Annotated in this window: 15 protein-coding genes; 6 read left to right on the top strand and 9 right to left on the bottom strand. The window is 69.9% G+C overall.

Annotated features, from left to right (window positions below):
• Nucleotides 1-71: 71 nt before the first annotated feature.
• Nucleotides 72-3,500 carry a LamG domain-containing protein gene (locus C6Y14_RS38440; RefSeq protein ID WP_225891487.1) on the bottom strand — a complete coding sequence of 1,143 codons (3,429 nt, stop codon included), beginning with the start codon at nucleotides 3,498-3,500 and terminating at the stop codon, nucleotides 72-74.
• Between the two features lie 1,566 nt (nucleotides 3,501-5,066).
• On the opposite strand from C6Y14_RS38440, the gene C6Y14_RS45380 reads away from it, so the two are divergent.
• Nucleotides 5,067-5,597: a hypothetical protein gene (locus C6Y14_RS45380; protein ID WP_225891486.1), complete on the top strand. Its 531-nt coding sequence runs from the start codon at nucleotides 5,067-5,069 to the stop codon at nucleotides 5,595-5,597.
• Between the two features lie 1,141 nt (nucleotides 5,598-6,738).
• On the opposite strand, the gene C6Y14_RS38430 is transcribed toward C6Y14_RS45380, so the two are convergent.
• Nucleotides 6,739-6,921, bottom strand: coding sequence for a tyrosine-type recombinase/integrase (locus C6Y14_RS38430; protein ID WP_263973123.1), 183 nt, complete (start codon nucleotides 6,919-6,921; stop codon nucleotides 6,739-6,741).
• Between the two features lie 15 nt (nucleotides 6,922-6,936).
• On the opposite strand from C6Y14_RS38430, the gene C6Y14_RS45630 reads away from it, so the two are divergent.
• Nucleotides 6,937-7,062 carry a hypothetical protein gene (locus tag C6Y14_RS45630; protein WP_263973122.1) on the top strand — a complete coding sequence of 42 codons (126 nt, stop codon included), beginning with the start codon at nucleotides 6,937-6,939 and terminating at the stop codon, nucleotides 7,060-7,062.
• Between the two features lie 518 nt (nucleotides 7,063-7,580).
• Entirely contained in the window at nucleotides 7,581-8,822 is a 1,242-nt protein-coding gene (locus tag C6Y14_RS38425; RefSeq protein WP_107021543.1) for a macro domain-containing protein, read from the top strand.
• A gap of 56 nt (nucleotides 8,823-8,878) precedes the next feature.
• On the opposite strand, the gene C6Y14_RS38420 is transcribed toward C6Y14_RS38425, so the two are convergent.
• From C6Y14_RS38420 to C6Y14_RS44365, 5 genes are all read right to left on the bottom strand, one after another.
• A complete protein-coding gene (locus C6Y14_RS38420) occupies nucleotides 8,879-10,519 on the bottom strand; it encodes a hypothetical protein (protein WP_107021542.1) in 1,641 nt (546 codons plus the stop codon).
• The gene (locus C6Y14_RS38415; protein WP_107021541.1) at nucleotides 10,516-11,652 is read right to left on the bottom strand and encodes a protein phosphatase 2C domain-containing protein; all 1,137 of its coding nucleotides are present in this window, start codon (nucleotides 11,650-11,652) and stop codon (nucleotides 10,516-10,518) included. The genes C6Y14_RS38420 and C6Y14_RS38415 overlap by 4 nt, the downstream gene beginning before the upstream one ends.
• A gap of 50 nt (nucleotides 11,653-11,702) precedes the next feature.
• Nucleotides 11,703-12,392 (bottom strand): vWA domain-containing protein, encoded by a 690-nt coding sequence (locus C6Y14_RS38410; protein ID WP_107021540.1) that lies wholly within the window; start codon nucleotides 12,390-12,392, stop codon nucleotides 11,703-11,705.
• Nucleotides 12,393-12,685: 293 nt separating this feature from the next.
• Nucleotides 12,686-13,381, bottom strand: coding sequence for an RES family NAD+ phosphorylase (locus tag C6Y14_RS38405; protein ID WP_107021539.1), 696 nt, complete (start codon nucleotides 13,379-13,381; stop codon nucleotides 12,686-12,688).
• Between the two features lies 1 nt (nucleotide 13,382).
• On the bottom strand, nucleotides 13,383-14,138 hold the full coding sequence (locus tag C6Y14_RS44365; protein ID WP_159074391.1) for a DUF3168 domain-containing protein: 756 nt from the start codon (nucleotides 14,136-14,138) through the stop codon (nucleotides 13,383-13,385).
• A 225-nt stretch (nucleotides 14,139-14,363) separates the two neighbouring features.
• Between C6Y14_RS44365 and C6Y14_RS38395 the strand changes: the two genes are divergently transcribed.
• A complete protein-coding gene (locus C6Y14_RS38395) occupies nucleotides 14,364-19,907 on the top strand; it encodes a CHAT domain-containing protein (protein WP_107021538.1) in 5,544 nt (1,847 codons plus the stop codon).
• A gap of 712 nt (nucleotides 19,908-20,619) precedes the next feature.
• Here C6Y14_RS38395 and C6Y14_RS38390 read toward each other — a convergent pair.
• Nucleotides 20,620-21,960 carry a class I SAM-dependent RNA methyltransferase gene (locus tag C6Y14_RS38390; protein ID WP_107021537.1) on the bottom strand — a complete coding sequence of 447 codons (1,341 nt, stop codon included), beginning with the start codon at nucleotides 21,958-21,960 and terminating at the stop codon, nucleotides 20,620-20,622.
• Nucleotides 21,961-22,111: 151 nt separating this feature from the next.
• Nucleotides 22,112-24,172 carry an APC family permease gene (locus C6Y14_RS38385; protein ID WP_107021536.1) on the bottom strand — a complete coding sequence of 687 codons (2,061 nt, stop codon included), beginning with the start codon at nucleotides 24,170-24,172 and terminating at the stop codon, nucleotides 22,112-22,114.
• A gap of 622 nt (nucleotides 24,173-24,794) precedes the next feature.
• Here C6Y14_RS38385 and C6Y14_RS38380 point away from each other — a divergent pair.
• Both C6Y14_RS38380 and C6Y14_RS38375 read left to right on the top strand, forming a co-directional pair.
• Nucleotides 24,795-25,466 (top strand): potassium channel family protein, encoded by a 672-nt coding sequence (locus C6Y14_RS38380; protein ID WP_107021535.1) that lies wholly within the window; start codon nucleotides 24,795-24,797, stop codon nucleotides 25,464-25,466.
• On the top strand, nucleotides 25,466-26,143 hold the full coding sequence (locus C6Y14_RS38375; RefSeq protein ID WP_107021534.1) for a potassium channel family protein: 678 nt from the start codon (nucleotides 25,466-25,468) through the stop codon (nucleotides 26,141-26,143). The genes C6Y14_RS38380 and C6Y14_RS38375 overlap by 1 nt, the downstream gene beginning before the upstream one ends.
• Nucleotides 26,144-26,146 lie beyond the last annotated feature (3 nt).

Below are 26,146 nucleotides of genomic sequence, written 5' to 3'. Positions count from 1 at the left end.
AGGCACGGCCGCTGTCACGGCCACGGAGGGAAAAAGGAACAGGAAGACGGAGAAAAAGGAGCAGCGGCAGTTCAGCCGCCGATCATCGTGTCCAGTTGGGTGCCGTCGGCCGCCGCGCCGACCCAGATGCGGATGTCGGAGATCTTGCCGGGCAGGTGGTGACGCCACGCGTTGTTCATGAACGCCTTACCGACCGCGAACTCACCGGACCCCACGACCGCCGTGTAGGGCGTGTCGGTGTCGTTCTGGGTGGAGTCCAGGTAGAGGGCGACGGTGCCGGCCTGCGCGTCGTACGTCCCGGTCAGACGGACCCGGTTGCCGACGACGGCCGCGCTGTCGGAGTCGACGGCGGTGAAGGTGCCATCGGCGGCCAAGCGGCCGAATCGCCAGAAGCCGACGGGGACTTCGTAGGGGTTGTCGTCGTCGTCGAAGTGCGTCTCGGTGCCGGTCGTCTGGTACCACAGGCCCCAGGCAGAGCCGTCCGCGGTGCGCTGACCCAGCACTTGTCCGATGAAGCCGTTGCCCTTGGCGTTGAGCGCGCTCTGGTCGAGTTCGACCTCGGTGGTGACCGTGAAGGAGCCCGTGTCGTCGATGATCGGGCCCATGGTGGTGGCCGTGTCGTCGACACCGTCCAGGACGATCGCCTCGCCGTTGAGCGAGGCTCCGCCGGACAGGGCGAGGTCGTGCCCGTATCCCGTCAGCGGGTCGGCGAGTGCGGTACCGGTGGCTCCCTCGGGATTCCAGGAGGCCACGAGTTCGGTGGAGGTCGCGGTGCCGGTGGGATCCAGCAGCCGGGCCTCGGTGGCGATCGCGGCCGGTTGCAGCGCATCCTGGAAGACGGCGACCTCATCGATACGTCCACGCCAGTACTGCTCGTAGTCGCCGTACACATAACTGGCGCGGCCGAACTGGAGGGTCCCGTCGGGGGTCTGCTTCTCCCCGCCGGCGGGGACCGCGACCGGTTCACCCTGCGCACGTCCGTTGACGTACAGCTGAATCGTCCTGCCCTCGGCGTCGTAGACGGCCGCAAGGTGGGTCCAGACCTTCAGCGGCGGTCCTTCGGCCGTCGCGTTCTTGGTGACGTAGCGCCGGGTTCCGGCGCTGTCGGTCCAGTCGAAGCGGAACACCCACCGTTTGACCCCGGCCGACCAGTAGAGGACGAAGCCGGAGTGGTCGGTTCCGGTCTGGGACAGCACGGTCCGGTACTCGGTGTTCTCCGTCAGGTAGGCCCAGGCCGAAACGGTGTATGAGGACTGGGTGTTGACCGCGGCGGAAGACGTTGCGGCGTAGCCCGCGTGCCGGGTTGGATCGGATACGTCGTTCAGCCACAGTGAGCGGTCGCTGGAACCGCGGCGCCCCAAGCCGGACCAGCCGGATCCGGTGGTGTACAGCGTGGCGGGATGACGAGTGCCCGAGGCTGTCGCGGAGTCGGCGGCCAGCGTCTCACCGGAATTGACAGCGCTGTCGTTGAAATGCCAGCGACCGCTGGCACCCGGGCTCTCCTGGACGTTGAACCGCACGCTCGCGGTAGCACCCCAGCGACCACTGCCCACATTGTCCAATGCCCGGACCTGAAGCACCGTCGTGCCGGCGAGATCAGGTGCGATGGCCTTCTTCACCGTGGTTCCGGAGACCGTCGGCGACCAGGAACTGGAGGAAGACAGTTTGTAGCGGTATCCGATCACGGTGGCCGCGTCGCCGGACGCCGGGGCAAAGGTGAACTCGCCCTTGACTCCCGGTCCGCCGGCCGGTGGGCAGGCGTTGGCGGTGCATGACGTGTAGGTCGTGCCGAAAGCGATCATCGGCGCCTTCGGGGCGGTGGTGTCGACCTTGAAGTAACACCAGCCTTTGGTCGTCACAGTGCTGTGCGACTCCAGATAGCTCGCTCCGCCGTTGTAATAGGAGCGGGTGAACACCGCCATCCGGTAAGTGCCGCCGTCGGCGAATGTGACCGGAGAACTGACCGACACCCGTTGTCCGTCGTTGACGTATCCAGGGCTGACCGGTCGCACTGGCTCGGTAGCCACCTCCCACGCGCTGCCGTTTTTCTTCTGGACGTAGAAGTGGGTGCGAAGGTCCGCGCCGCTCTCACCACCGGCGAGGGTCTGGGCCACCGCGGTGAGCGTGGGGGTGGGGTCCGAGAGGACATCAGGGTCACTCGCATCCGTCTCACACGAGGTGACCTCTCCCGACAGGACGCCGGGACTGGTGGGCGGGGCCGGAACACCGACGTAGTCGACGTCCAGCACGGCATCGTCGTCGAACCGCTTCCAGCCATTGGGGTCTGACTCGTTGTACGCCTTCAACATCAACGTCAGGCGGGAGAAATCACCGGCCGCAAACGCTTTCACCGTGTTGGTGAGGTTCTCGTAGTTCTGCGCCGGATCGTCGTTGAACTCGATGGGCGCGTCCGGCTGGTCAGGATCGCACGCCGTGCCGCGACCCGCCGAGACGGTGCGGTCACCCATGATGTCCCAGTTGCTCGTCGGTCCGGGCCAGCGCGTCGACGAGGAGATGTTCGGCGTCCGCACCAACTGCACGGTCGTCTTCTCGCAGGACATCGACCAGCGTTCCGTCACCCGGAAGGTGGCATCCAGCACCCGCTTGCCGCGCAGCGCGGTCGGCGCGAACTCGAAGTACATGCGCTGCTTGTAACCGGAGCCGCAGTAGTACCCGTATTCGCCGCTCACGTAGGTCCCGCAGTAGCCCACACCTTCGCCGTCGTCCCCACCGGAGAAGTTGTAGAAGGTGTCGCCGTCGGAGGACAGCAGCGTGCGCTCCGACTCGCCCCACGACATGTCGGGATCGACATACACCGGGTAGACCGTGTCCGCACCGGTCAACAGAGCGGCGTCGGGCACGACGATGATGGAGTCCGCATCCGCAGTGACCGGCAGGACGGCCAGGTTGTCGCCGTCACTAGGGCCGGCCGCGGGGTCGGGATGCGAGTCGCCATCGGCGGGCACCGGCTCCTCGGCCGTACGGCGCGACATGGTGGACGTTCCCGCCGTCGCCGCGTCCCCAGCTGAGTCCCACTGCCGTGCCGCGGGGCTGCGGAACACGGCATTGCCATTGTCGTCTACGGCATCGAGACCGCTTCCCACGCCGTGGCGCAGCGTGACCCCTTGCGTCTCGACGGGGAAGTCCAGCGCCTTCAGCTCCTCGCTCGCCGCTGCCTCGGGTGTCTTGACTACCAGCACCTCGCGGTAACCCTCGATGGTCGCGGTCATCCGCAGGTCCACCCCAGGCATGACGTCCGGGTAGAGCGCCGAGTCCCCGTTCAACGTCGGTTCGGGTAGTTCACCCCGCCATCCGACCTTGAGCGATCGCCCGCCCTCTGCCACGGTCGCCAGAGCGGCTCCGTCCCCGCCCTCCGAGAAGGACACATCCACGGCCGCCGCCTTGGGGCCGATCCGGCCGTCCGCACGTCGCTCCAGTGATGTATCGGGTTCGACCCAGCTGCCTTCGGCGTCCTTCACCCGGACCGGCACGGCGGACATGCTGAGGGAAAACGTGGAACCGTCCGGATTCGCGTACGTCGTCGTGTATTCGGTGCGTTCACCGACGACCTCAACACGATGGCCGGTCTCCGCTGCTTTCGCAGCCGCCGCTTCGGCTTCGGAAGTGACGTCCGCTGAATCCGTGCGAGCTGTGCCGGAATGCGCGGCCGGTACGGCAGTCGAGATACTTGCCCCCGACACCTCCATGAGAAACACCATGACCGTCAAAAGGATCACAACAGTACGTGAACGTCTTCGACGAGCTCGGAAATGGTCAAGCCCCATGTGCGACAGCACGCGTCCCCCTGGTCACACGATCTTCACAGCGGAATGCCAGTTGTACACACCTTGATCGATCACGGTCAAGAAAAAATGAGAAATCGCCACCCACCTCGCCCCCGAAGGGAATCCGGTAAATATTTGCGGTTAACTCCTGGAATACAGATGGCGAAGCGCAGGGGTGACCGATTGCCGCAGCGTCGAGAAAAATCCCGCAGAACACCACCGAGGACTCACCACGCCGCTTCACCGTCCACAGGGCCGACCGCCGGCGGCTGATCCTGGACATTAGAGTCGATCAAGCACCGCAAGCGCTGACATCACCCCGCAGGGGTGGCCCACACGGAATTGAAGACATCCCCTCAAGGCCCGCACAGAACGCCCCCCCCAACCGGCGACCGGTTGAAGCTGAACCTTGCCAATATCGCTTCCTGCGACGCATAGGGCTCCACGACTACACCATTACCGCTCCACTCCTGGGCCGTGGAGTGGGCCGACAACCTCGCAGCCCATCTCTTCGAAGAAGCCGACGATCCGGACATCGACTGATTACATCCGAATGAGATCACGTCTGCAATCAACCAGAGCAAGAATCAAGAAATGAGCAGGTAGCAAAACAGGGGATCGCAGGTCTGTCCCGCGTCAAGCACACCGGGTAGGCCATACCCGGGGGGAGATCAGTCGACAGGCAGGCTGCGACTCAATTGGCACGGTAATCAATTGGAGCCGACCCTCGTTAAATCCCTCTACGCTGGTTTCCATTTCCTCGGCTGTCGAGAAGTCGGCGTGAACAGGTCAACGTGCCGGGCGCCGGATACCCGTACCGCCGTATCGGCGGCCAGTCGGTCTGCCGGAGGCGCGGCTCCTGCACGAGGAAGCCGTTCGACCTGCAGCAGCCGCTCTTGCACCGATCCGGACGGTACAGCTGCCCTCCGTCCGGCTGTCTTCGTCGCCCCTCTGGCCCAACCGACCGTGAGCGGCGCATCGTGGTGAGGCGGGTGGCAGGCCAACAACACACGTTGCCATCGGACGCGGCTGTGACTGCGTCATGACGACGGAAGTCGAGCGGATCGGCTGTCCGTTGCCCTGTATTCGGAAGGGCCCAGACCTGTGCCAGGGTGATCCTTGTGATTCCCGCACACACCGTCGACGAGCCGCCGCTCGCCTACGCCGACAGCTTCGACGTACCGATCCTGTTCCGTAACGGACCCGCGGACAAGCCCAAGAGGCAGTGGCGCACGGCGAAGCATGCGGCGTGGAGCGCGTCGGACGGGTTCCCGGCAACCGATGGCTGGTACGCCCCGACCACCACGTGGCGAGAGATCATCAAGGCCCGCCACCGAGGTCGGCCGCGACGTCACCCCCCACCTGCAGAACCAGCCCCGGTACGCACACGGGGAACTCGTCGCCCGGGTCTCCCCGTTGTACGCCTACCTCGGCGCCCACGCCGTCACGTCCCGGCACCCCGTACCGGGCGCAAAGGGCCGACGTCTGACCCTGAACCCGGTGTACGAGCACGGCACCGAGCGCACTGCGAAGAGCGCCGCCGCCTACCGGCTGGGCATGACGATGACCGAGTGGGCGTGCCGCTCCCTGCTCGGCCTCGGACAGACCCACCACCTTGAACTCGGCGGCCCTGTACCCGCCCTGAGCGACACCTTCAAGGACCCGAAGAAAACGCTGCCCGACCTGTGGGGACGGCACGAGGCGGAAGGGATGTACTGGCTGATCGAGGCCAAGGGCGGCAGTGTCGGCGTCGGCGAGCTCCGCAAGGGGTGGGTGCAACTGGAGGCCGGCAGCAAGATTCTCGGCCCCTAGGCACCGTATCGTCCTGGTCGGGGCGTCCGTGCGGCCCGGAGACGACCTCTTCCTCACGATCGACCATGACCTGCGTTCCGGCGAGCCGCCCCTTCCCCCGGCCGGATCCGACGCTGACGACGCAGCGGTCGGCCCTGGCAATCTCGAAGACCACCGCGGGGACAACGACGACGCGCTCATCGCTGCAGCCCGTGCCCAGATGCTCGCTTACCTGGCGCTGCGCTCCGCTCCCGCCTCTCAGTTGCGCACGGTACCGGTACCGGTACCGGCCGACCGCGCTTCCCGCCACCGGCGTTCCGGACTGACCACCCCCTTGGAGAGCGACGACCTCACCCTCTCCATGCGGGCGGACGCTCGCGGAGCGGCGCTCCACATCGAGTCGCACACTCTGCGCACCCAGATCCGCTCCTGGGGGCTCGACGACTTCCTCACCTGCCGCATCCCTGGAACCGAGGTCCACCTCGGCATGTCCAGAAAACTCTTCGCCGCTTGCGCACGTCTCCACGAAGAAGATCTGGCCATTGCCCAACGCAGAAGCTCGACCTGGAGGGCGACGAGGGTCTCCTCGAAGCGGCCACACCGGAAACGTATCTGGCCGTCAGCCGCTACGACCTGCCTCCCGCACGGCTTAATTAAGCCCTGGCGGCGTCGGGGGTGCTGCGCCTGTGGATGGTTTGCCATGTGGACGGGGGCCGGCCGTGGCGCACCAGTGTGGACGTGCTCCCCGACCATGATGTCCTCGCCACCATCGGGAAAGCGGCCGGCTCGGACGGTAGCGACTGCTTGGCAGCCGGCATTACCCGGCCGGCCCAGGTCTAGCAGGCTTCGGCAGTTCCGCCCTCGGGCCTGAAGAAGGCAACGACGGCCCTGCACAGCTGCGTTGCCAACTTGAGGGCGTCGCGGAGATGGCTGCGTGCTGCTTCGGCTTCCTTGTACGTCTTGGTCACCCCTCGCAGCGTTCTTGTCACCTTCTCGCTGAACTGGGCAAGGCGCTCGAGAAGCTCGATGCAAGAGGACTCGATGGGAGGGCGTGGTTCTGTAGCCATGCGATCAGTCTTATCGCTCGTTGGGCGCCTTGTCCGAGAATTGCGTAATGAGATGCCTTCACCCCTGTCGGGCACGGGCAGGGGTGAAGGAACGTTCATGTGGTGATGGTTAGCGGGTTCTCCATCCGCTTCCAGGCTCCCAGGACGGCCTTGTGGGCGTCCGGCTGCAGGTGGGCGTAGCGCTGGGTGGTCTGGAAACTCTCGTGGCCGAGGAGGTGTTGGACCTCGTAGAGCGAGACTCCCTTCTGGACGAGCCACGAGGCGCAGGTGTGGCGCATGGAGTGCGGCGGGTAGTGCGGGACGAGCTGCAGCTCGCCGTCGTCGCCGAAGCAGTAGGCGACCTCGACGGCGGGCCACCAGGCGACAGTCTCCTGGACCTGTCCCTGCCTCGTCCTCCGCGAGAGGCCCTCAACCGCTAAGCTCCCGCACGCCCTGCATAGCCTTCATGCCCTGGAAAGAACGCCTGGTCTCCTTGGGAGTCCTCTGGGACTTTCAGCTGCATCAAGGGGCACGAACGTGCAACAGCCGAAAGGTCGTTTCCGCAGGTCAGCGACTGGTGGTCGATCGTTCCTGCAGATCAGCCGAGTGACTGGTCTCTTCCGGGACATCTGACCCGATGACGCCGCCGCACCCTGCCTGACCTGCTGCCTAGCGGGCCGGGAAAGGGTGTAGCGGCATCCCTGAGGTGCTGCCGGATGGCGAGCTGTGCCACGCTCCGGTCGACGAGATGGCCGGTGTATCCGGCGTCGGCCCAGATCCGCGCCAGTCGCCCGAAGCGGCTTTCAGCTTGCGGCAGCAAGATACGGGCGGCGTCCCGGTCGGCACCGGGGCTGACCGGGACGCCGCTGCGGCACGGAGGGCGCGCGGCGTGGAGCCGTCAATACCCTTTTCACTCAGTTCAGTTGATGATTCCTGACGCCCCCCTCATGCTTGACAGATGAACCGTGACGATGAGTCCGTCGGGCAGGCCGATCATCACGGCCGACTCGTCGGGGAACTGAACGAGGTTCGGATCAAAGGGCTACTCCGGCTGCGCGGGCTCGCCCTCCCGGTGCTGACGGGCCTCGCGGAGCGACGCCCCGGGGGCCGGGCGGTGTCGGCCGAAGACGTGGAGCCGACCGACATAGAGAGGGTGATCCACGCCGTGGTGACGCGGCTGGATGGGGAGCGGCTGCGGGCAGCGGCCCTGTCCACCTTCGGCCTGGCGCCGGACACCCGCGATCTCAGCGCGAAGCAGCGCCGCGACCTGGCAGCCGAAGTGTTCGGCTTGACCGCAGACCACTTCCGGAAGAACCAGGAGAAACATCTCCTGGAGGAGGTGGCCGGGGCTCTGCTCGCATTCGACGGTTCCCGCTCCGGAGCGTCCACCGGGTACCAGCCGGACGGCGACCTGCGGCAGGGAGGCGGGGCGGCCCTACCGGACGGAGGCCCCGACCCGGGGCCTCCGTCCGTGGCGCCAACGCTGCCCGACCGGTCGACGGCCTCACGGCTCGTGCACGCCGGCCGCCACACGGCCACTGTCCCGCTCGGGCATCGGACGGTCGAGCTGACCCTGCACGTGGGTCCGATCCAGTTCCTCTGCGACATCGACGTACTGGTGTCGCCGGAGAACATCTTCTTCGAGATGTCCAAGACCTTCCGCCCGACGGTGTCCGGCAGCCTGCGCTGGGCCGGAGCGCGGAAGGACGCGGTGGGGGCCATCCTCGACGACCTGATAGCCGGGCAGTTGCACGCGTGGCTGTCACGTAACGGCACGCCGGGGTTGCCCGTCGCACCCGGTACCGTCGCCCCGACCTCGGCCGGCGAACTCGCCGGGCGCGGGATCAGGCGGATCTATCACGCGGCCGTCGCAACGCCGCTGGTAGGCACCGACCGGTACGACACCACGCCCGGCGCGGTCTCCGAAGCCGTGCGACGGGTGTTCCAACTCGCGCGGTGGGAGCGGCGGTCCGAAAAGGCCGCCCTGCGTTCGGTGGCCCTGCCGCTCCTGGGTGCCGGTCGGGGCGGGCTGGATCCGAGGATCAGTCTGGAGGCCATCCTCATCGCCCTCGAACACGTCCTGGCCGCCGATCCGGACTGGGCGGTCCATCTCGTGACGCACGACGCGGGCACCGCGCGCCTGGTCCTCGACGCCCTCACCGACCGGCGGGGGCATGTCTGCTGCCATCCGGCGTACTGAGGGTCGGCAGACGGCCCAAGAAGCCCGCTCGGGGACCGTCGGCCGCCTGAGGACCGTCACCGCTGTTCGATGACCGTCAGCGCGTACTCCTTCGGCGCCTGTCCCGGCACGGAGACGGTGACGGTGTCACCGCTGATGGCGTAGACGTAGCCTCCCCGTTCCGCGCGGTAGCCGTCGTCCGTGGCCTGCGCCGGGATGGTGATCGTGCTGTCGGGGTCGCCTTTCCGCCAGGCGCCGTGGTAATAGAAGCCGCCGTCGGAGGTCCGGCAGACGGTGATCAGGTGCTCGGACGTCCGGTAGCGCCGCATGAGTTCGGCCCCTGACCGCTCGGCGACCGGCAGGTCCGCGACGATCTCCTTCGGACAGTCCACGGCACTCACCGTCCGCGGCACGCTGCCCCGGGGCGCCGTGCCCTCGCCGTTCTCCACCGTCCACCGCGCGAGGGCGGCGACAGCCACCGTGCCGAGGATCAGCCCCGCACCCCAGCCCCGGCCCCGGCGCGCTCCGCTCCGCACCGGGCGGGCCGCCCCGGGCGCCGGCGGCGTCGGGGTCCCCGTCCTCCGCACGGCCGCGCCGGTCCCGGCGGGCGCGGCCCCCGCGGGGCGCCCCACCGGCGCGGGCGCTCTCGATGGTCCCCCGACGGGCGCCACCGCGCCCCGCCCCACGGCACGTGCTGCCGGTACGGGGACGAGGGCGGTGCCGCGGCGCTGCGCGGCGGCCGGGCCGACGGAGTCCCGGAACCGGTCGGCGTAGTCGTCCAGGACGCGGAGGGCGTCCCGGCGGTAGGTGGGGCGGCTGCCGGATACCAGATAGACGCGGTGCAGCGCGTCCCGCCACTCCGAGGGACGCGGTCGCCCGGCAGTGTCGTCGGGCCGGTCGAAGGCGCGGGCGAACAGGCCGCGCAGGGTGGGGTCGAGCCGGTCAGGGAAGTTCGACGCCTTGATCCACCGACCGCGGGGGCCCGCCTCGGACCAGCGGGGCCCTCCGGAGTTGAGGAAGAGGCCGCGGTAGAGCACGAGGGCCAGGGCGTACCGGTCGCTGTAGTGGTCGTGGGCCGGGACGCGACGCCGGATCAGCCGCGGGTCCTGCCATTCGTTGGTGCTCGGGCCCGAGGTGGGCGGGGGATGGTGGGGCCATAGACCGTCGCAGTCGATGAGGTAGGCGTGGGTGTCGTCCTCGCGCCAGACGATGTTCTTCCACGAGATGTCGCCGTGCGTCAGCGCGCGTCCGTCGAGCATGACGAGGATGTCGCAGATCCGGATCAGCACGCCGACACGGACGTCCGCGGCCGGCGGGTCGGCGCGCGCCATGCCCAGGAAGTCCAGCGTGCGCGGGTGGCGCTCGCCCTTGGAGTTGAGCCGCATGAACGAGTCGGGAATGAGCGGCAGCACCACCGCGTCGATGCCCTGGTGGCCGTCGACGACGTCGATGGGCCAGTTGACGGACGTCTCCGTGGTGCGGCCGAGCTTCCGATCGCCGTTCGTCCCCTCTGCGTTCAGCACGATGCCACGGCCGAGGGCGCTCAGCCGTGCCACCTGCTCCACCGCCGCGTGTGCAGTGATCGGTTTGTTGTACTTCTTGAGCACCCGGGTGCTCCCCCGGTCGTCCCGGCAGAGGTACAGATCCGCCTGGCCTCCCCGGTTCAGCAGGTCGGCCTGGACCTGATACCGGCTGCCGCTGCGTCCGCGGACGTTCACCGGATGCCCCCTTCCTCCGTCGGCCAGAGCACCAGCGCCGTCCGGTCGTCGTGCGAGCCCTGGAGGCGGTAGCGGAGCGAGTCGGCCATCCGGGCGGGACCGCACGGCTGCGACCAGCGGTCGGCCAGCCAGGCCCGGGTGCCCGGGGAGTTGAACAGGTCCGCGGCGACACCGTCCGTGGCGAGTATGAGCAGGCCGGGCCGCTCGGCGTGGAGGGCGGCGGTCTCGACGAGCCGTTCGGGCGCCGAGTGCGGCAGTGAGCCGGAGACCTGGTTCACGGGGCCGTCCCCGTTCTCGAAAACGGCTCCCCACCGCCCCACGGCCAGGGTCAGCACGTTGCAGTCGCCGACCCTGGCCGCCCATCCCGGCGTCCCGTCGAGCGGCACCACGCACACCGCGACCGTGCTCGACAGGGCGGAGTCGGTCAGCTGCGGCAGCGCGGCGGCCCGGTGCCGGGTGACGGCGGCAGAGGCCCGTACGAGCGTCTCGCTCAGCACGGTCTCCCCGGCCATCACGAGCGATTCCGCGGTGGCGAGTTCCCTCGCCACCGCGCAGATCTGCTCGGCGAGCAAGACCGCCCCGATCTGGGACGTCTCCGGCCGGGACCCCAGCCCGTCGCAGACGACGAGGACCAGCGCGGCTCCGTCGGCGGTGACGGTGAAGCGGTACGCGTCCTGGGCGGAGGTGCCCGCCTGAAGATGGGTCCCGCCGACCAGGCTCGCTGCCGCGATCCAGCGCCCGGCGAGGTGCCCCCCGTCGGCTCGCAGGCCCGGTAGCGCGGCGGGCAACGGTGTCAGGGACGGTGTCACAGGGATGCCGAGCGAACCGATCCATGGCGCGTCCGTGGGAAGTTCGGCGTGAACGCCGGCCTGGGCCGGGAGGTCCGACCGGACGGCGGTCGTGGTCCCCGGACCCGCCAGGCCGGCCGCCTCCGTGCCCCCGTAGTGCTCTCCCCAATCCGCCGGCCGTCCGGCGCCGGAGGTCTCCTCCTCTGCCGGGGCGCGGCCGGGGAGCCCATACGTCCCGGGGGCCGCGCCCGTCTCCGGGACGGTGCTTCGGGCAGGGTCGGAGCCTGTGCCCGCGCCGTCCCCGGCATCGGGGACGGGGTTCTCGTGCGCACCTGGTTCCGGCACCCGGCGCGCTTCCCCGCGGCGACCCCGCCAGGCCGTCAGTCGGCCCATGGTCAGTTCACCGTCTGCTGCGGCAGCGGAAGTTGGCTCAGCGCCTGGCCGACCGGCACCGAGAGGGCGCCCCCGCCGCTGGAGTTGAACGAGCCGGACGTGGTCCGGATGCTCCTGACCACGGTCGACAGGATCTCCCTGACCGCGGCCGCCGGGTCCCCGTCGTTCGCGTAGAAGGCGAAGTTCGTGGACACCTGGGCGATGACGCTCCGGTTGGCCTGGCCGAAGCCGAAACTGACCACCTCCGCCCCGTACTTGTCCTCCTTGCTCGTCAGATCGCGGAAGGGACCGGTCCAGTCCTCGGACGAGTTGTGCTCACCGTCACTGACGAAGAACACGACCGGTCGGTGGTAGGTGCTGCCCCGGCCGAGTCCGCTGATCCCCTCCCGCAGCGTTTCGTAGGCCGTGCGCAGACCGGCAGCGAAGTTGGTGCCTCCCTGCGGGGCCAGGACGGGCGGGACCGCGTACTTCAGGTCGGTCAGCGGCATGACCCGCTCCGCGTGGTCGGAGAAGGTCACCATGGCGAGCCGGGCGATCTCTCCTGTGGCGTGGTCGTCGAGGATGACCTGCTTGATCTCGGGCAGCATGGCGTTGACCGCCGCCAGCGGGGGCCCGGCCATGGACCAGGAGACGTCGAGGACCAGGCAGACGGGAAAGACCGGCGGCCTCTCACTTTCGGAGAACTCGGACATGATGATTCCGCTTTCGACTGGATCGAATTCCATCACGGCGGGCGTCGGCCGACCGGTGGAAACAGGTACGATGCGCGGTGGAATTAATCAATCATGCACCCACCGACACCTTTCGGTACGGGGCTACAATTCTCCCGCACAACCTTTTCCCACGCTTCTTTCAGAACATTTCTCAGAAGTATGACCACCCCACCTGCCCCACCGGTAGGCGAAAAGCAAATTCCCCGGGGAATCCCCGGGGAACCACCGGGGAACGTCCGGACCGCGCTCCAGGCACGGTCCGGACGCCCGGATCAGGACCGCGTCATGACCGGGTCGTCGTCCGATGGCGGCGCGATCACGGCGCGGTACCGGGCGAGAAGGCGGTTGACCCGCCGGATGCCGGGCTTGTCGTCAAGGGGGGCTGACGGATGCCCGGTGGGTCCCACCAGGTCACTACCCTCGGGAGACCCGAACAGCACCAACGCCGTTCGCGGGCTGTCGAACCGGGACCGCCACACGAACCCGTCCGCCCAGTCGGCCTCACTCCGCAGCCAGTCGCCCCAACGCCGGGTGAAGGCGTACTCGGTGGCATCCGAGGAGGACAGCCACATGTCCGTCTGGGCGACGGCCGCCATGTCCGGGGCGCTCATGAGGGAGACGAGTCTGACGTCCCGGGTGAGTTCGACCTGGGAGAGCAGGCGGCCCTCCACCTCCTTGCGTGGGAGGAGCCGCCGCCCGGCGTCGTCGAGTCCGGCGAAGGACAGACCGCGTACGAGCGTCTCATTGAGGGCGGTCGCCTGCAGCGGGGCGGCGAAGAGGGTGGAGTAGGAGTCCTTCCGTGTGGGCCCGAAGCGGTAACCGCCGAAATGCGGATCCTGCGGCTCGGGGTTGAAGGCGTCCGGATCCCACTTGGCGTGATGCACCCGGTACAGTACGGTGCCCGCCTTCCAGGTGGCAGGCCGTGCCTTCGCCAGGCCCTTCTCGGGCAGCTGTGCGCCACGAGGCATGTCAGTCCCCCTCTCCCACCGCGCCGGCCGCGGCCAGCAACTGCGCGTTAGCGTTCGTACGGAGCAGGGAGGCCGGAGCGGCTCCCAGCCAGAGGTTGGCGCCCAGCCACCAATCGGCGACGCCCCACGGATCATGAGCGGCGCCCAGCAGTTCGTTGACGCGGAGCACCACGGGCAGGGGACGACCCTCACCGTCGAACTGGAAGGCCGGCAGCCGGGGTTCGCCGGTGTCCCCGACCAGGATGATCAGGTGCGGGTGGTCGGCCCGCCGGCCGAAGTCCTCCTCCAGGTCGTCCGGGGTCAGGAAGGGTTCGGCCAGCAGGCGTGCCGCGACCGCCCGGAACACCTCCCGGGACGCCGGGTCGTCCTCGCCCTCGTCCTCGCCCCAGGGCCACTCCTCCTCCGGAACATGCGGGTCATGGTCCGCGCCCACCGGAAGGGTCGCTCGTGATCCGTCAGCCGACGGCATCCGCACTCCGCCGTAACGCGCGGCCAGGCGGGCGGACGGCAGGTCCCCGACGAAGGGCGACCCGGCGAGACGCCGCGCGATCGCCTCCTCCCGGTCCGAGGGCAGCGCCGCCGCCAGGTGGGCGCTCACAGCTCGGGAGATTCCGAGGATCCGCTCCTCGGAGCCCCCTTCCGCGTACAGGCCGAGGAGAAAGGCGAGCTGCTCCCTGTCACTCTCCGTCAGGCTTTCCTGTACACCTTGCGGATCCCGATCCAGTGCCTCCAGTAATATCCGATCTCTTTCCTCCACGCGCACTCCCTGATATTCATGTTCTTCGGGTCGGTGCGGCACCTTAGCCAGGCACCCTCGGGAAGCACAATTCCTGCGGGGAAGTAATTCGGCTCGCCCGGAGGAGAAATGCTCACGTCCGGTGCGGGGCCGGGCGGGCCACGCCGCCGTAAGCACGCATTCCGACCGGGCCGACCGGGCGGGCACCAGACACCAGGCAGACCAGTGGGCACACAGGGGGACGTCATGAACGGGAACACTCCCGGCATCGATCCGTACAAGGGCGAGCCGACGCGGTACATACCGCCGCCCAGCGTCCTCGGCGGCCCGTACGCTCCCCTCCCGGCCGCCCGGCGCGGCGCCGGGCGGGACGGAGCGGATCCGGGTGGGCGCCGGGCCCGCACCGAACTGGCCACCCGACTGCTGCTGGAGGCGGCCGCCGCCTTCGACGACGGCCCGGGGGCGGACGTCGGCCGGCTCGTCGCCCTGCTGGACGAGGCCGACCGACTGGTCGCGGAACTGATGGCGGGTTCCCCGGCCCCGCTCTCCGGGGAGCACCGCCGGCTCTGCCGGATCGCCGCGGAGGCGATGTCCCTGCGGGACGACCTCACCGGCCGGGAACCGGACTTCACCCGGATGGAGACCCTGCTGTCCGCGGCGGCGGAGTCGTCCGGCCCATCGCCGTCGGACGCCCGCCGAGGAGACACCGGCGTCACCGGCGCATCGGACGAGGACGACACGTGGTGGGACAGGGCGGACAGCGTCGAGGCCGCTTGCGCACTGGCCCAGCACCTCGCCGCTCGTTGGGACGGCGGTGGGGCGGACGGGGGCAGCCCGGCCGACGCGGACCGCATCATCGCCCTGCTGGCCCCGACCCTCGACGGTCCGGACCACACCCTGGTGGCGGATGTCTCCTATTTCCACGCGGTCCTCGGCTTCGTGCTGGCCGACCGCGCCGCCGGACCGGACCGGACCGACCCGGAGCGCCTCGCCGACCGCGCCGCCGCCCGGCGCCACCTCCGTGAGGCGCACGATGCTGCGGAGTCCCTCCCCGAGCTGGCCGCACAGGTGGCCTTCTCACTGGCCGAGGTGGGCTTCCTCGAACTCGGCAATCGGTCCGCCGCGTCACCTGGGCCTTTTCGGAGCGCCGCCGACGGCACGGGCGAGTACGTCGTGCTCCTCGACCTCCTGCGTCCGCTGTCGGCGGAGCGGGGACGGGCCGGCGGCAGGGCCGTCGCGCTCGGCGCCACCATCGCGGAGGCCCTGCTGGACACGGCCCCGGCCCCGGCGGAGCGCCGGCTCGCCGCGAGCTGGTTCGAGGAGTCGCTCACCCATCCGGCCGTCCCGGACGAGGACGCCGCCGACATCCGGTTCGCCTACGGTCTGCTGCTCGTCGACCGCGCCGAGAGCAACACGGCGCGACAGGACGTCGGAGACCCCCCGCCGCACGCCGACCGGGCCAAGGCCCTGGCGCTCTTCGAGAGGATCCTGCCCCTGCACCGGTCCATGGGAGGAGAGGGGCACACGGCGACCCTCGCAGCCGTCGTCGAGCTGCTCTGGCTCGAACTGTCGGACAGCAGGAGTGACGACTCCGGCTTCGACCGGTTCGTCACCGCCGCCCGGGAACTCGCCCGCCTGATCGACCCCGACGACACGGACCGCGCGGAGCTCCTGCTCAAGTCATCCATCGGCCTCGCCCAGCGGGCCCTGAACAGCGCCACCCCCCGCGCGTGGGGCCCGGCCGCCGACGCGCTCATGCTGGGAGACCGCACTCTGGCGGTCCCCGTGGAGCGGAGCGCACCCCGCGCGGCCCAGGACCTGCGCGAAGCGGCCGGGCTGCTGCGGATGGCGACCGGCCTCTACCACCACGAGGACGATCTCTACTTCGGGAGCCTCCTGCTGCAGGGCACCGTCGAGGTCCTGGACTTCGCGATCCGGCAGCCGGAGATCCGGCTGGACATCCTCCAGGAGGGCATCCGTCTGCTGCGCATCGCCCTGGAGCGGCTGCCCGCGCGCCACGAGTTGCGCGATCCCGACGTGACCGGCCTCTTCCTCATGGCACTGACCTGGCACGTTTGGTACAGCGCCCCTTTCGCGGCATCGGCACGCGAAGCCACTTCCCCCGGGCTGCCGGACATCGCGGGATACGCCGGCGTCGAGGACGACGTCCAACTCGTCGGGCGGCTGCTCGACGCGGAGGATCTGGAACGCGAGCCGCTCTTCACTCTCCTCGCGGCCCTGCTAGCCGTGATCACCGCACCCGACGGTCGGCACCTGGCCCCCGACATCTGCCGCGCCTGGCACGAACCGCTTCGACGGGCCGCGCGGGAACTGGGGCCCGAGGCGTGGACTATGAAGTCGATCATGCTCGGCATGTCGGGCGTCCTGGGCCTCCAACTCGCCGCTCGCGACGACGTCCCGCCCGCCGAGCGGCGCGCCGCGTCGGCCGCCGCCACCGTCTCACTCCGCGAAGCGCGGGATCTCGTCCCCACCGGCTCCCCCTTCCGCCGTATGCTCGACGCCGCCGCCCGCGGGGAGGCGGCGTCCCACGCTCAGGCGGTCGTGCACTTCCTCCTCGGTAGCGGGAGCGCCCTCGGCGCACAGCCGGGCATGCCGCTCCCCGGCGCCCCGGGAACCGTTCCTCGGCCCCCGTCCGGCCCGGGGCCCGGACGGGACCTCCGTACGGAACGGAGTACCGCGACGCGTCGGCCCGACTCCCGCACCGAGCCCGGCACTTCCGCGCCCGACGTCACCTCCCGCCCCGGTCGGGACGCCCCGGGCACGACCTCCTCCCGCTCCTCCGAGAATTCCCCCGCGAGGACCACGTACGCCCCCGTCGCCCCCGACCCCGCTACAGGACGGCCAGTCCGGCCTGGAACACCCGACGCCCGTACCACGCAACGTACTTCGAGCTCTCCGCGCCCCTCCGCCGACGTCGGCGGAGAACCGGCCGGCGGCTCGCCCGAGGCGGCGGAACGCACCGACCCCTCCGAGCGCCTGGAGCTCGACCCCGACGTGGTCGTCGCTCTCGGCGACGGCAGCCCGGACCCCTTCGCGCTGCCGGTCAGCCGGGTCATGGAGCTGGTTCACGGCGCCGACGGGCCGCGCTCCGCCGAAGCCGCGGCCACCCTGGCAATGGCCCATCACCGGCGGTGGCTGCGCGAGCGCCACCACACGGACCTCACGGTCGCCGCGGCCCTGCTCATGGAGGCGACCGACCGACTCGGGACACAGGAGCCCGGGCTGACGGCGCTCGGTGACCGGTGTGCGGAGTTCATGGGCGGCCTGCTGCTCGACCGGTACCTCCTCCTGGGTGACCACGCGGACCTCGACTCCGCCGCCCACACGTACGAACGGTTGCTCGATCGGGTGCCGGAGGATCTGGTCCACCCCCCGCTGGACGTTGCCCTGACGACCGCCCTCGCGCGGTCGCGCCCGGACCTTCCTCGTCTCTTCCGGCCCGCCGACCAGCCCCCGGCCCCTTTCCGTGCCGAGGTCACGGCCGCCGCCGGCACCGCGTGGCTGCTCCTCGCCCGCTTTCGCGCCGGGCGCCAAGGTGACCAGGGGTTCTCCACGGCGCTCGCCATGCTCGGCGAAGCCGCTCGGCACCTTCCCGACGGCCACCCGCGGCTGCCCGTGACCCGCTCCGAGCTGAGCCGGTGGGAGCTGGCGGAGGCGAGGAGGTCGGGAGACCGGGCCGCCGCCCGAGCCGCCCTCGACCGAATCGTGGCGGCCGCGGATGCCGGGCAGGGCAGCCCGCACCGGTCCGTCCTGGCCCTGCGGGCGGCTGCCGCGCTGCAGGCCGCAGAGGGGGATGGCGAGGCCGCGACCGGGACACCCTCAACGGAGAATCTCGACCGTGCCATCACCCTGTTGGAGGAAACCGCCGAGGAGGGCGGCCACGACTTCCACGGCTCGCGGGCCCGTTGCCGTTACGGCCTCGGTGTCCTCCTCCTCGACCGCTTCCACCGCACCGGTCGCCGCGGCGACCTCGATGCCGCGGTGACCGTTCTCCAGGACGTGCGCGGCACTGTCGCGCCCACCCCCGGTGATCCCTTCGTCATCTTTGTCACTCGGGCCCTCGCCCTGGCCTACCGGGCCCACGGCCCCGGAGACGGCGTACGGCGGCGGCAGTCCCGGGAGGCTGCGAAGTCGGTGCTCGGCGCGCACGGCAGGGCCGTCCTGCTCCAGACCGGCACCGACCGCGGTCTGGCGGCCGCCCGCTCCGTCGCGGCCGACATGCGGCGGTCGGTGCGCTGGTGTCTGGCAGACCGACTCCCCGAGGCGGCCGTCGAGGCCGTGGAGCTGGGCCGCGGTCTCGTCCTGCACGGCGCCACCGTGGGCGTGACGGTCCCCGAGATGCTCCGGGCGGCGGGCCGACCAGAACTTGCCGCCCAGTGGTCGGCTGTGGCGCCCGCCGTGAGCGACGCCGGGATGGCCTCGGTCCCCGACGACCTGCGCCGCCGCGCACTCCAAGCGCTGACCGCCGGAGCCTCGGAGCCCGAGCTGTTGTCCGCGCCCTCCCCCTCGCGGATCGGCCGTGCCTTGCGCAACACCGGAGCCGACGCCTTGGTCCACCTCGTCCCCGGCGAGGACGGTCCCGGCCACGCGCTGGTCGTCACCGCCACCGGAGCGGTGCGCGTCCTGCCTCTTCCCAGGCTCAGGGACATCGGGTCCGGCCCGCTGGCGGCCTATCTGGGCGCCCTGCGCGCGTTCCAGGAGGAGAGTCGGCCGGAGAACCGGCCACACCCCAGCGACCTGCCGGTGATGCACAGCCGGCACCGGCGCAGGCTCGCCCGGAAGGAGCGGGAATGGCGGGAGTCGCTGGATGCGCTCGCCTCTTGGGCAGGCGAGACCGTCATGAACGAGCTGGTGGCCGCCGCCAGGGCATGGTGGCCGGGTCGGCTGCCCCGGCTGGTGCTCGCACCGGCCGGCGCGCTCGGCGTGGTCCCTTGGCACGCGGCCCGCTGCCCGAAGACGCCGGGGAGCCCGGCCATCGGCTTCAGTCACGCCCTCGAACACGTCGCCGTCTCGTACTGCGCGTCGGCCCGGCAGCTCATCGACGTGGCCACACGGCCGAGGCTCACGCCCGGGCAGGGGCCGGTGGTACTGGTGGTGGACCCACTCGGTTCCGCGTCCATGCGGGGGGAGACTTTGCTGATCCAGCGTCTCCATCAGGGGAGCACCGTGATCGGCGACCCGTACAACGCCTCGGCCGGCGGGTCCGGTGCGCCCCTGGGCGCCACCCAGCCGCTGCCCGCGACCAGCGGCGCCCTGGACCCGTTCTTGCCGGGCCGCGGCGCCACCAGTGCGGCTCTCCTGCACATCAACTGCCACGCGGACACCGGCCCCACGGCCGCCCGGTCGGTGCTGCGTCTCGCCCAGGGCCAGGCCCTCACCGTCGCGGACCTCCTGGAAGGCGCGAGAAGGCGAGACCCGCGCGCGCCCGGCGGCACGGTGATCCTCGCCAACTGCACCAGCGATCTGACCCTCAGCGACCACGACGAGGCGCTCACCCTGTCCACCGCGCTCCTGAGCGCGGGAGCCACCACAGTCGTCGGCTCCCGCTGGGCAATCCCGGACGACCCGCGCACGACCCTGATGATGGGCATGCTCCATTACCACTTGCGCGGGGGCGCGTTCCCTGCGGACGCCCTACGCGCCACCCAGTTATGGATGCTCGACAGCGGCAGGACGCTTCCCGAGGAACTGTCGGTGCCGGGGCCTGCCCTGGAACGGCCGTTGGAGGATCTGGACATCTGGGCCTCGTTCACGCATCAGGGACAGTGAGGGTCGTGCCGCATCCGTGCGACGAGGCCGCCGTCACCGTCGTGCCAGAGCCCGGCGGTCGTGTCCGTCAGGGGGCCACTTCGACACAGTCGTAGTGGTGGCGGCCGTAGGGACTGGGGGCGAGGCGTGCAGTCGGCCGAGGCGCACGAAAAAGCTGACGGGCCGCTTGCTGTGGGGGCGCGAAGCTTGGCGGGCACCGTCAGCCCACTGCCACCGGCGACCGCAGAGTCGTCGTCAGCCGTCAGGAGCCTACGATCCCGCAAGCCATCCACCGAGCGCCGCCCACCCAACGCCAAGGTTCCAGCTCCCTCGTCGACAACGGGGTTCGGCGAGCTCTGCTTGGGCGTACAGAGCCGAAAGGACGTCCATCAGCCATGGAAGTCCTCTGGAACTTCCGGCTCCATCAACTGGCACAAACGTGAAACAGCTGAAAGACCATTCGCCCAGGTCAGCTTCCATCAGTAACTCATCACAGCCGGTCACCGCGTTCGATGGTCCCTTCCGGGACATCTGATCTGCACGATCCGGCGACTCCGCATTGAGCGTCACCAGCCCTCGGCGTCACATCGTCACTCGCAGCTTTGACGCCACCTGACCTGCTCAATGCACACCTGACACCCCATCAGAACGAGCGTCACGAGCGTCATTTCAGCGTCAAGATATCGCCCGTAACGCCCACACCGCCCATAACGCGCACGCGCAAAACCCCAGGTCAGGCGCCCTTAGCCACCGGCTCCAGGATCGCCACGCACTCCACATGATGCGTCATCGGGAACAGGTCGAACGCCCGCAGCGTCCGCACCCGGTAGCCGCCCTCCTTGAAGTACGCCAGGTCCCGGGACAGCGCCGCCGGGTCGCAGGCCACGTACGCGATCTTGCGGGCGCCCAGTGACGTCAGCTGCTGGACCGTCTTCTTGCCGGCGCCGGAGCGCGGCGGGTCCAGGACGATGAGGTTGACCTCGGTGATGCCGGTGCGCGGCAGGACCGCCTCGACCTTGCCCTGCTCGATGCGGACGCGGTCGAACGCGGCGAGGTTGTGCCGGGCGTCCTCCACCGCGCGCTTGCCGGACTCGATGCCGAGCACCGCGCCCTTGTCGCCGATGCGGTCGGCCAGCGCGCCGGCGAAGAGGCCGACACCGCAGTACAGGTCGAGCGCCATGTCGCCCTTGCGCGGCAGCAGGCCCTGCATGACGGCCTTGACCAGGGTGTCGGCCGCCTGCGGGTGGACCTGCCAGAAGCCGCCGCTGCCGACGCGGTGCGTACGGCCGTCGGCGCGCTCGCGGACGAAGGCGCGGCCGTGCACCCGGTGGATGCCGCCGTCGTGCTCCTCGACGCGCATGACGGAGGCGGGCTTGTCGAGTTCGACGAGGGGCAGCCGGGCGCCGGGCTTGGGTTCGAGGATGACCATGCGGTCCTGCGAACCCGTCGCGGCGATCGCGTCGACGGACTCCATGCCGGACCAGTCGTGCTTCTCGATGCCCAGTTCGGAGACCCCGGGGGCGGCGATCATGCAGTGCTCGATCGGCTCGACCTCGTGCGAACGGTGGCGGCGCAGACCGGCGTTGCCGTCCTCGTCGACCGCGTACTGCACGCGCGTGCGCCAGGCGGGCACCTCGCCGGGCGGGAGCTTGTCGCCCTCGGCCGGCATCACCGTGCCGTCCCAGCCGGCCTCCTCCGGGGTGAGGCCCGCGAGCCGCTGGAGCTGCTCGGCGACCACCTCGCCCTTGAGCCGCCGCTGCGCACCCGGCTTGGCGTGCTGCCAGTCGCAGCCTCCGCAGCGCCCGGGTCCCGCGTAGGGGCACGGGGCCGCCACCCGGTCCTTGGACGCTTCCCGGATCTCGACCGCGTCCGCGCGCAGGAACCGCGAGTCCTCCTCGCCGTCCGTGACCCGCGCGAGCACCCGCTCGCCGGGCAGCGCATGCCGTACGAAGAGGACCTGGCCGGCGTCGGTGCGCGCGACGCAGTGTCCGCCGTGCGCGACGGGGCCGACCTCGACCTCGTACTCCTGTCCCACGAGCGACCCCGCCGGCGTTTTCTTCGGTTCTGCCTGCATTACGGGGTGACTCCAGATGCGAAAGGGGAACGTGCGACAGGGGGGCGAACGGCCGAAGCGGCCGGACCACAGCCCACCAGTCTACGTGGACGCCGCCCGACCGCTCACCACAAGCCGCTCACCACGAGCCACTCGCCACCGAGGGGCGCCCTCAGCGCTTCGGCCCCGACGGCCCCGACGGCTCCTTCGGCCGGTGCTCCGCCGGGCCGCGCCGCACCGAGCCCGGGGCGGTCCACTCCGAACGCCTGCGGGCCCGCTTCTTGGCCACCTCGGACGACTCCAGCTGATAGGGCACGGACGTCACCATCACGCCCGGTGTGAACAGCAGCCGGCCCTTGAGCCGCAGCGCGCTCTGGTTGTGCAGCAGGTGCTCGTACCAGTGGCCGACCACGTACTCGGGGATGATCACCGACACCACGTCGCGCGGGGACTCGCGGCGCAGCCCCTTCACGTACTCGATGACCGGCCGGGTGATCTCGCGGTACGGCGAGTCGAGGATCTTCAGCGGCACGGTGAAGCCGCGCCGCTCCCACTCGTCGCGCAGGGCCTTCGTCTCGGCCGGGTCGACGTTGACGCTGAGCGCCTCCAGGGTGTCGGAGCGCATCAGCTTGGCGTAGCCGAGCGCACGCAGCGCCGGCCGGTGGATCTTGGAGATCAGCACGACGGAGTGGACGCGCGAGGGGCGCAGCGTGTCGTCGGACGGACCCTCGGGCGCGGCGATCTCCTCGGCGACCCGGTCGTAGTGCTTCCGGATCGCGGACATCGTCGCGTAGAAGATGACCATGCCGAGCAGGGCGACCCAGGCGCCGTGCGTGAACTTGGTGCCGAGGACGACGACCAGGACCAGGCCGGTGAAGAAGGCGCCGAACGCGTTGATGGCCCGGGAGCGGACCATGTGCCGGCGCTTGGCCTGGTCCTTCTCGGTGGCCAGGTGGCGGTTCCAGTGCCGGACCATGCCGGTCTGGCTCAGCGTGAAGGACACGAACACACCGACGATGTAGAGCTGGATGAGGCGCGTCGAGTCGGCGCCGTAGATCCAGATCAGCAGGATGGCCGCGCCGGCGAGCAGCACGATGCCGTTCGAGAAGGCGAGCCGGTCGCCGCGGGTGTGCAGCTGACGCGGCAGGTAGCGGTCCTGCGCGAGGATCGAGCCGAGCAGCGGGAAGCCGTTGTACGCGGTGTTCGCGGCCAGGAAGAGCACGAGCGCGGTGGCTGCGGCGAGCACGATGAACAGGAAGCTGCCGCTTCCGAACACGGCTTCGGCGACCTGGGAGATCACCGGGTTCTGGACGTAGTCGGAGCCGACGGCGACGCCGTTCTCCAGCAGGTCGTGCGCCGGGCGCTCGGCCATGCGGACGTTGGTCGCCATGGCGAGGGCGATGATGCCGCAGAACATGGTGACGGCCAGCAGACCCATCGCGGCGAGCGTGGTCGCCGCGTTCTTGGACTTGGGCTTGCGGAAGGCCGGGACGCCGTTGCTGATCGCCTCGACACCGGTGAGCGCCGCACAGCCTGAGGAGAAGGCGCGCAGCAGCAGGAAGACGAGGGCGAACCCCGCGAGCCCCTGGTGCTCGGCCTTGATCGTGAAGTCGGCGGTCGGCGCCTTCATGGTGTCGCCGAGGACGATCGAACGGAACGCACCCCACGCGATCATCAGGAAGACACCGGTCACGAACACGTACGTCGGGATCGCGAAGAGCTTCCCCGACTCCTTGACCCCGCGCAGGTTCATCAGGGTCAAGAGCACGATCACGGCGATCGCGCACAGGACCTTGTGCTCCACGACGAACGGGATCGCCGAGCCGAGGTTCTCGATGCCGGACGCGATCGACACGGCGACGGTGAGTACGTAGTCCACGAGCAGCGCGCTGGCGACGGTGAGACCGGCCTTGGGGCCGAGGTTGGTGTTGGCCACCTCGTAGTCGCCGCCGCCGCTGGGGTAGGCGTGCACGTTCTGCCGGTAGGAAGCCACGACGGTGAACATCAGCACGACGACCGCGACGGCGATCCAGGGGCTGAAGTGATAGGCCGACACGCCCGCGATGGACAGGACGAGCAGCACTTCTCCCGGCGCGTACGCCACGGAGGAGAGCGGGTCGGAAGCGAAAACGGGGAGTGCGATGCGCTTCGGCAGGAGAGTTTCTCCGAGCCGGTCACTGCGCAGTGCGCGCCCGATCAGGATCCGTTTGGGCACGTCGGTCAGTTTGGACACGGTGAGGATCGTAAGCGCTCGAACACGGCCCCGCCCACCCTCCCCCGCCCACCGGAACGCCTGATCGGCGGGATCTGTGACCGGGATCTGCTCTACGAGTGAAATCCGGTGTGCGCTCGCTTATGTAATCCCTGGCCAGGCGGATCTCCGTGCCTATATGAAAAAAGCCAAAACTTTGCTCCCCTTTGCCAATTCATGGAGGTTTCATGCTCGCCACCGCGGAACTCACCGGCGCCGCCGCCGAGCTCATCGGTGCCGCGGCCGGACTGGTCGGTCTGTGTGTCCTGGCCCTCGTCAGCGTGCGCAGCATCAGCCGCCGTTGACGGCCGACAGCACCGGCACGGCACCGACACGGCACCGACACGGCAGCGGTCGGCCGATCGTCGTCACGGTGCCGGACTGACCGCCGGCATGGTGCCGGACTGATCGTGGTCACGGTGCCGGACTGATTGTCGTCGCGGTGCCGGACTGACCGTCGGCACGCTGTCGGGCCGATCGTCGTCACGGTGTGGGGCCAATGTGCACGGGGGTGCCGCCGACGGACCGCGCGTGTGTAGCTTGGGCGTCGGTCTGAGACCCTGTTTCAGCCTGAGCAGTAACTTTTCACACCGGAAGGACGGTCGTGCACATCGTCATCATGGGCTGCGGCAGAGTGGGTTCCGCTCTCGCCCAGACCCTGGAGCAACAGGGGCACACGGTCGCCGTGATCGACCAGGACCCCACCGCCTTCCGACGACTGGGCTCCGGTTTCGGCGGCCGTCGTGTGACCGGCGTCGGTTTCGACCAGGACACCCTGCGCGAGGCGGGCATCGAGGAGGCGGGCGCCTTCGCCGCCGTCTCCAGCGGCGACAATTCGAACATCATCGCCGCCCGGGTGGCCCGTGAGATGTTCGGCATCGAGAACGTGGCGGCGCGCATCTACGACCCGCGCCGCGCCGAGGTGTACCAGCGCCTGGGTATCCCCACCGTCGCCACCGTCCGCTGGACGGCCGACCAGATGCTGCGCCGGCTGCTGCCGTCGGGTGCCGAGCCGCTGTGGCGCGACCCCACCGGCGGGGTGCAGCTCGCCGAGGTGCACGCGTCGACCGCGTGGGTGGGCCAGCGGATCAGCCGGCTCCAGGAGGAGACCGGCGTACGCGTGGCCTTCCTCACCCGCCTGGGTGAGGCGGTGCTGCCGTCCTCGCAGACGGTTCTCCAGGAGGGCGACCTGGTGCACGTGATGATGCGCACGGACGACATCGAGAAGGTCGAGGCGTCGTTCGCCGAGGGCCCCGAAGAGGAGAGCGGTCACTGATGAGGGTCGCCATTGCCGGTGCCGGCGCCGTGGGCCGCTCGATCGCGGGCGAGCTCCTGGAGAACGGGCACGAGATCCTGCTGATCGACAAGGCGCCGACCGCCATCTCGGTCGAACGCGTCCCGATGGCGGAGTGGCTGCTCGCCGACGCCTGCGAGATCACGTCCCTGGACGAGGCGGCGCTCCAGCGCTGCAACGTGGTGATCGCGGCCACGGGTGACGACAAGGTCAACCTCGTCGTCTCCCTGCTCGCGAAGACCGAGTACGGGGTCCCGCGGGTCGTCGCCCGCGTCAACAACCCCAAGAACGAATGGCTGTTCAACGAGTCGTGGGGCGTGGACGTCGCCGTCTCGACCCCGCGCCTGATGTCGGCCCTCGTCGAGGAGGCGGTGAGCGTCGGCGACCTGGTCCGCCTGCTGCGCTTCAGCCACGGCGACGCCAACCTCGTCGAGCTGACCCTGCCCCCGGAGTCCGCGCTGGCCGGCACCCAGGTCGGCGACGTGGCCTGGCCCGAGGACACCTCGTTGGTCACGATCATCCGCGGCACCCGGGTCCTCACCCCGACCCGCGAGGACTCCCTGGAAGCGGGCGACGAACTCCTCTTCGTGGCGGCCCAGGCCCGCGAGGAACAACTGGAGGACCTGCTGTCGGTACGCCGCGAGGGCACGACGGACTGACGA

It is taken from the genome of Streptomyces dioscori (genome assembly GCF_003024195.1).
GTDB classification, from domain to species: domain Bacteria; phylum Actinomycetota; class Actinomycetes; order Streptomycetales; family Streptomycetaceae; genus Streptomyces; species Streptomyces dioscori.
This window is presented reverse-complemented; position numbering and strand designations above follow the sequence as displayed.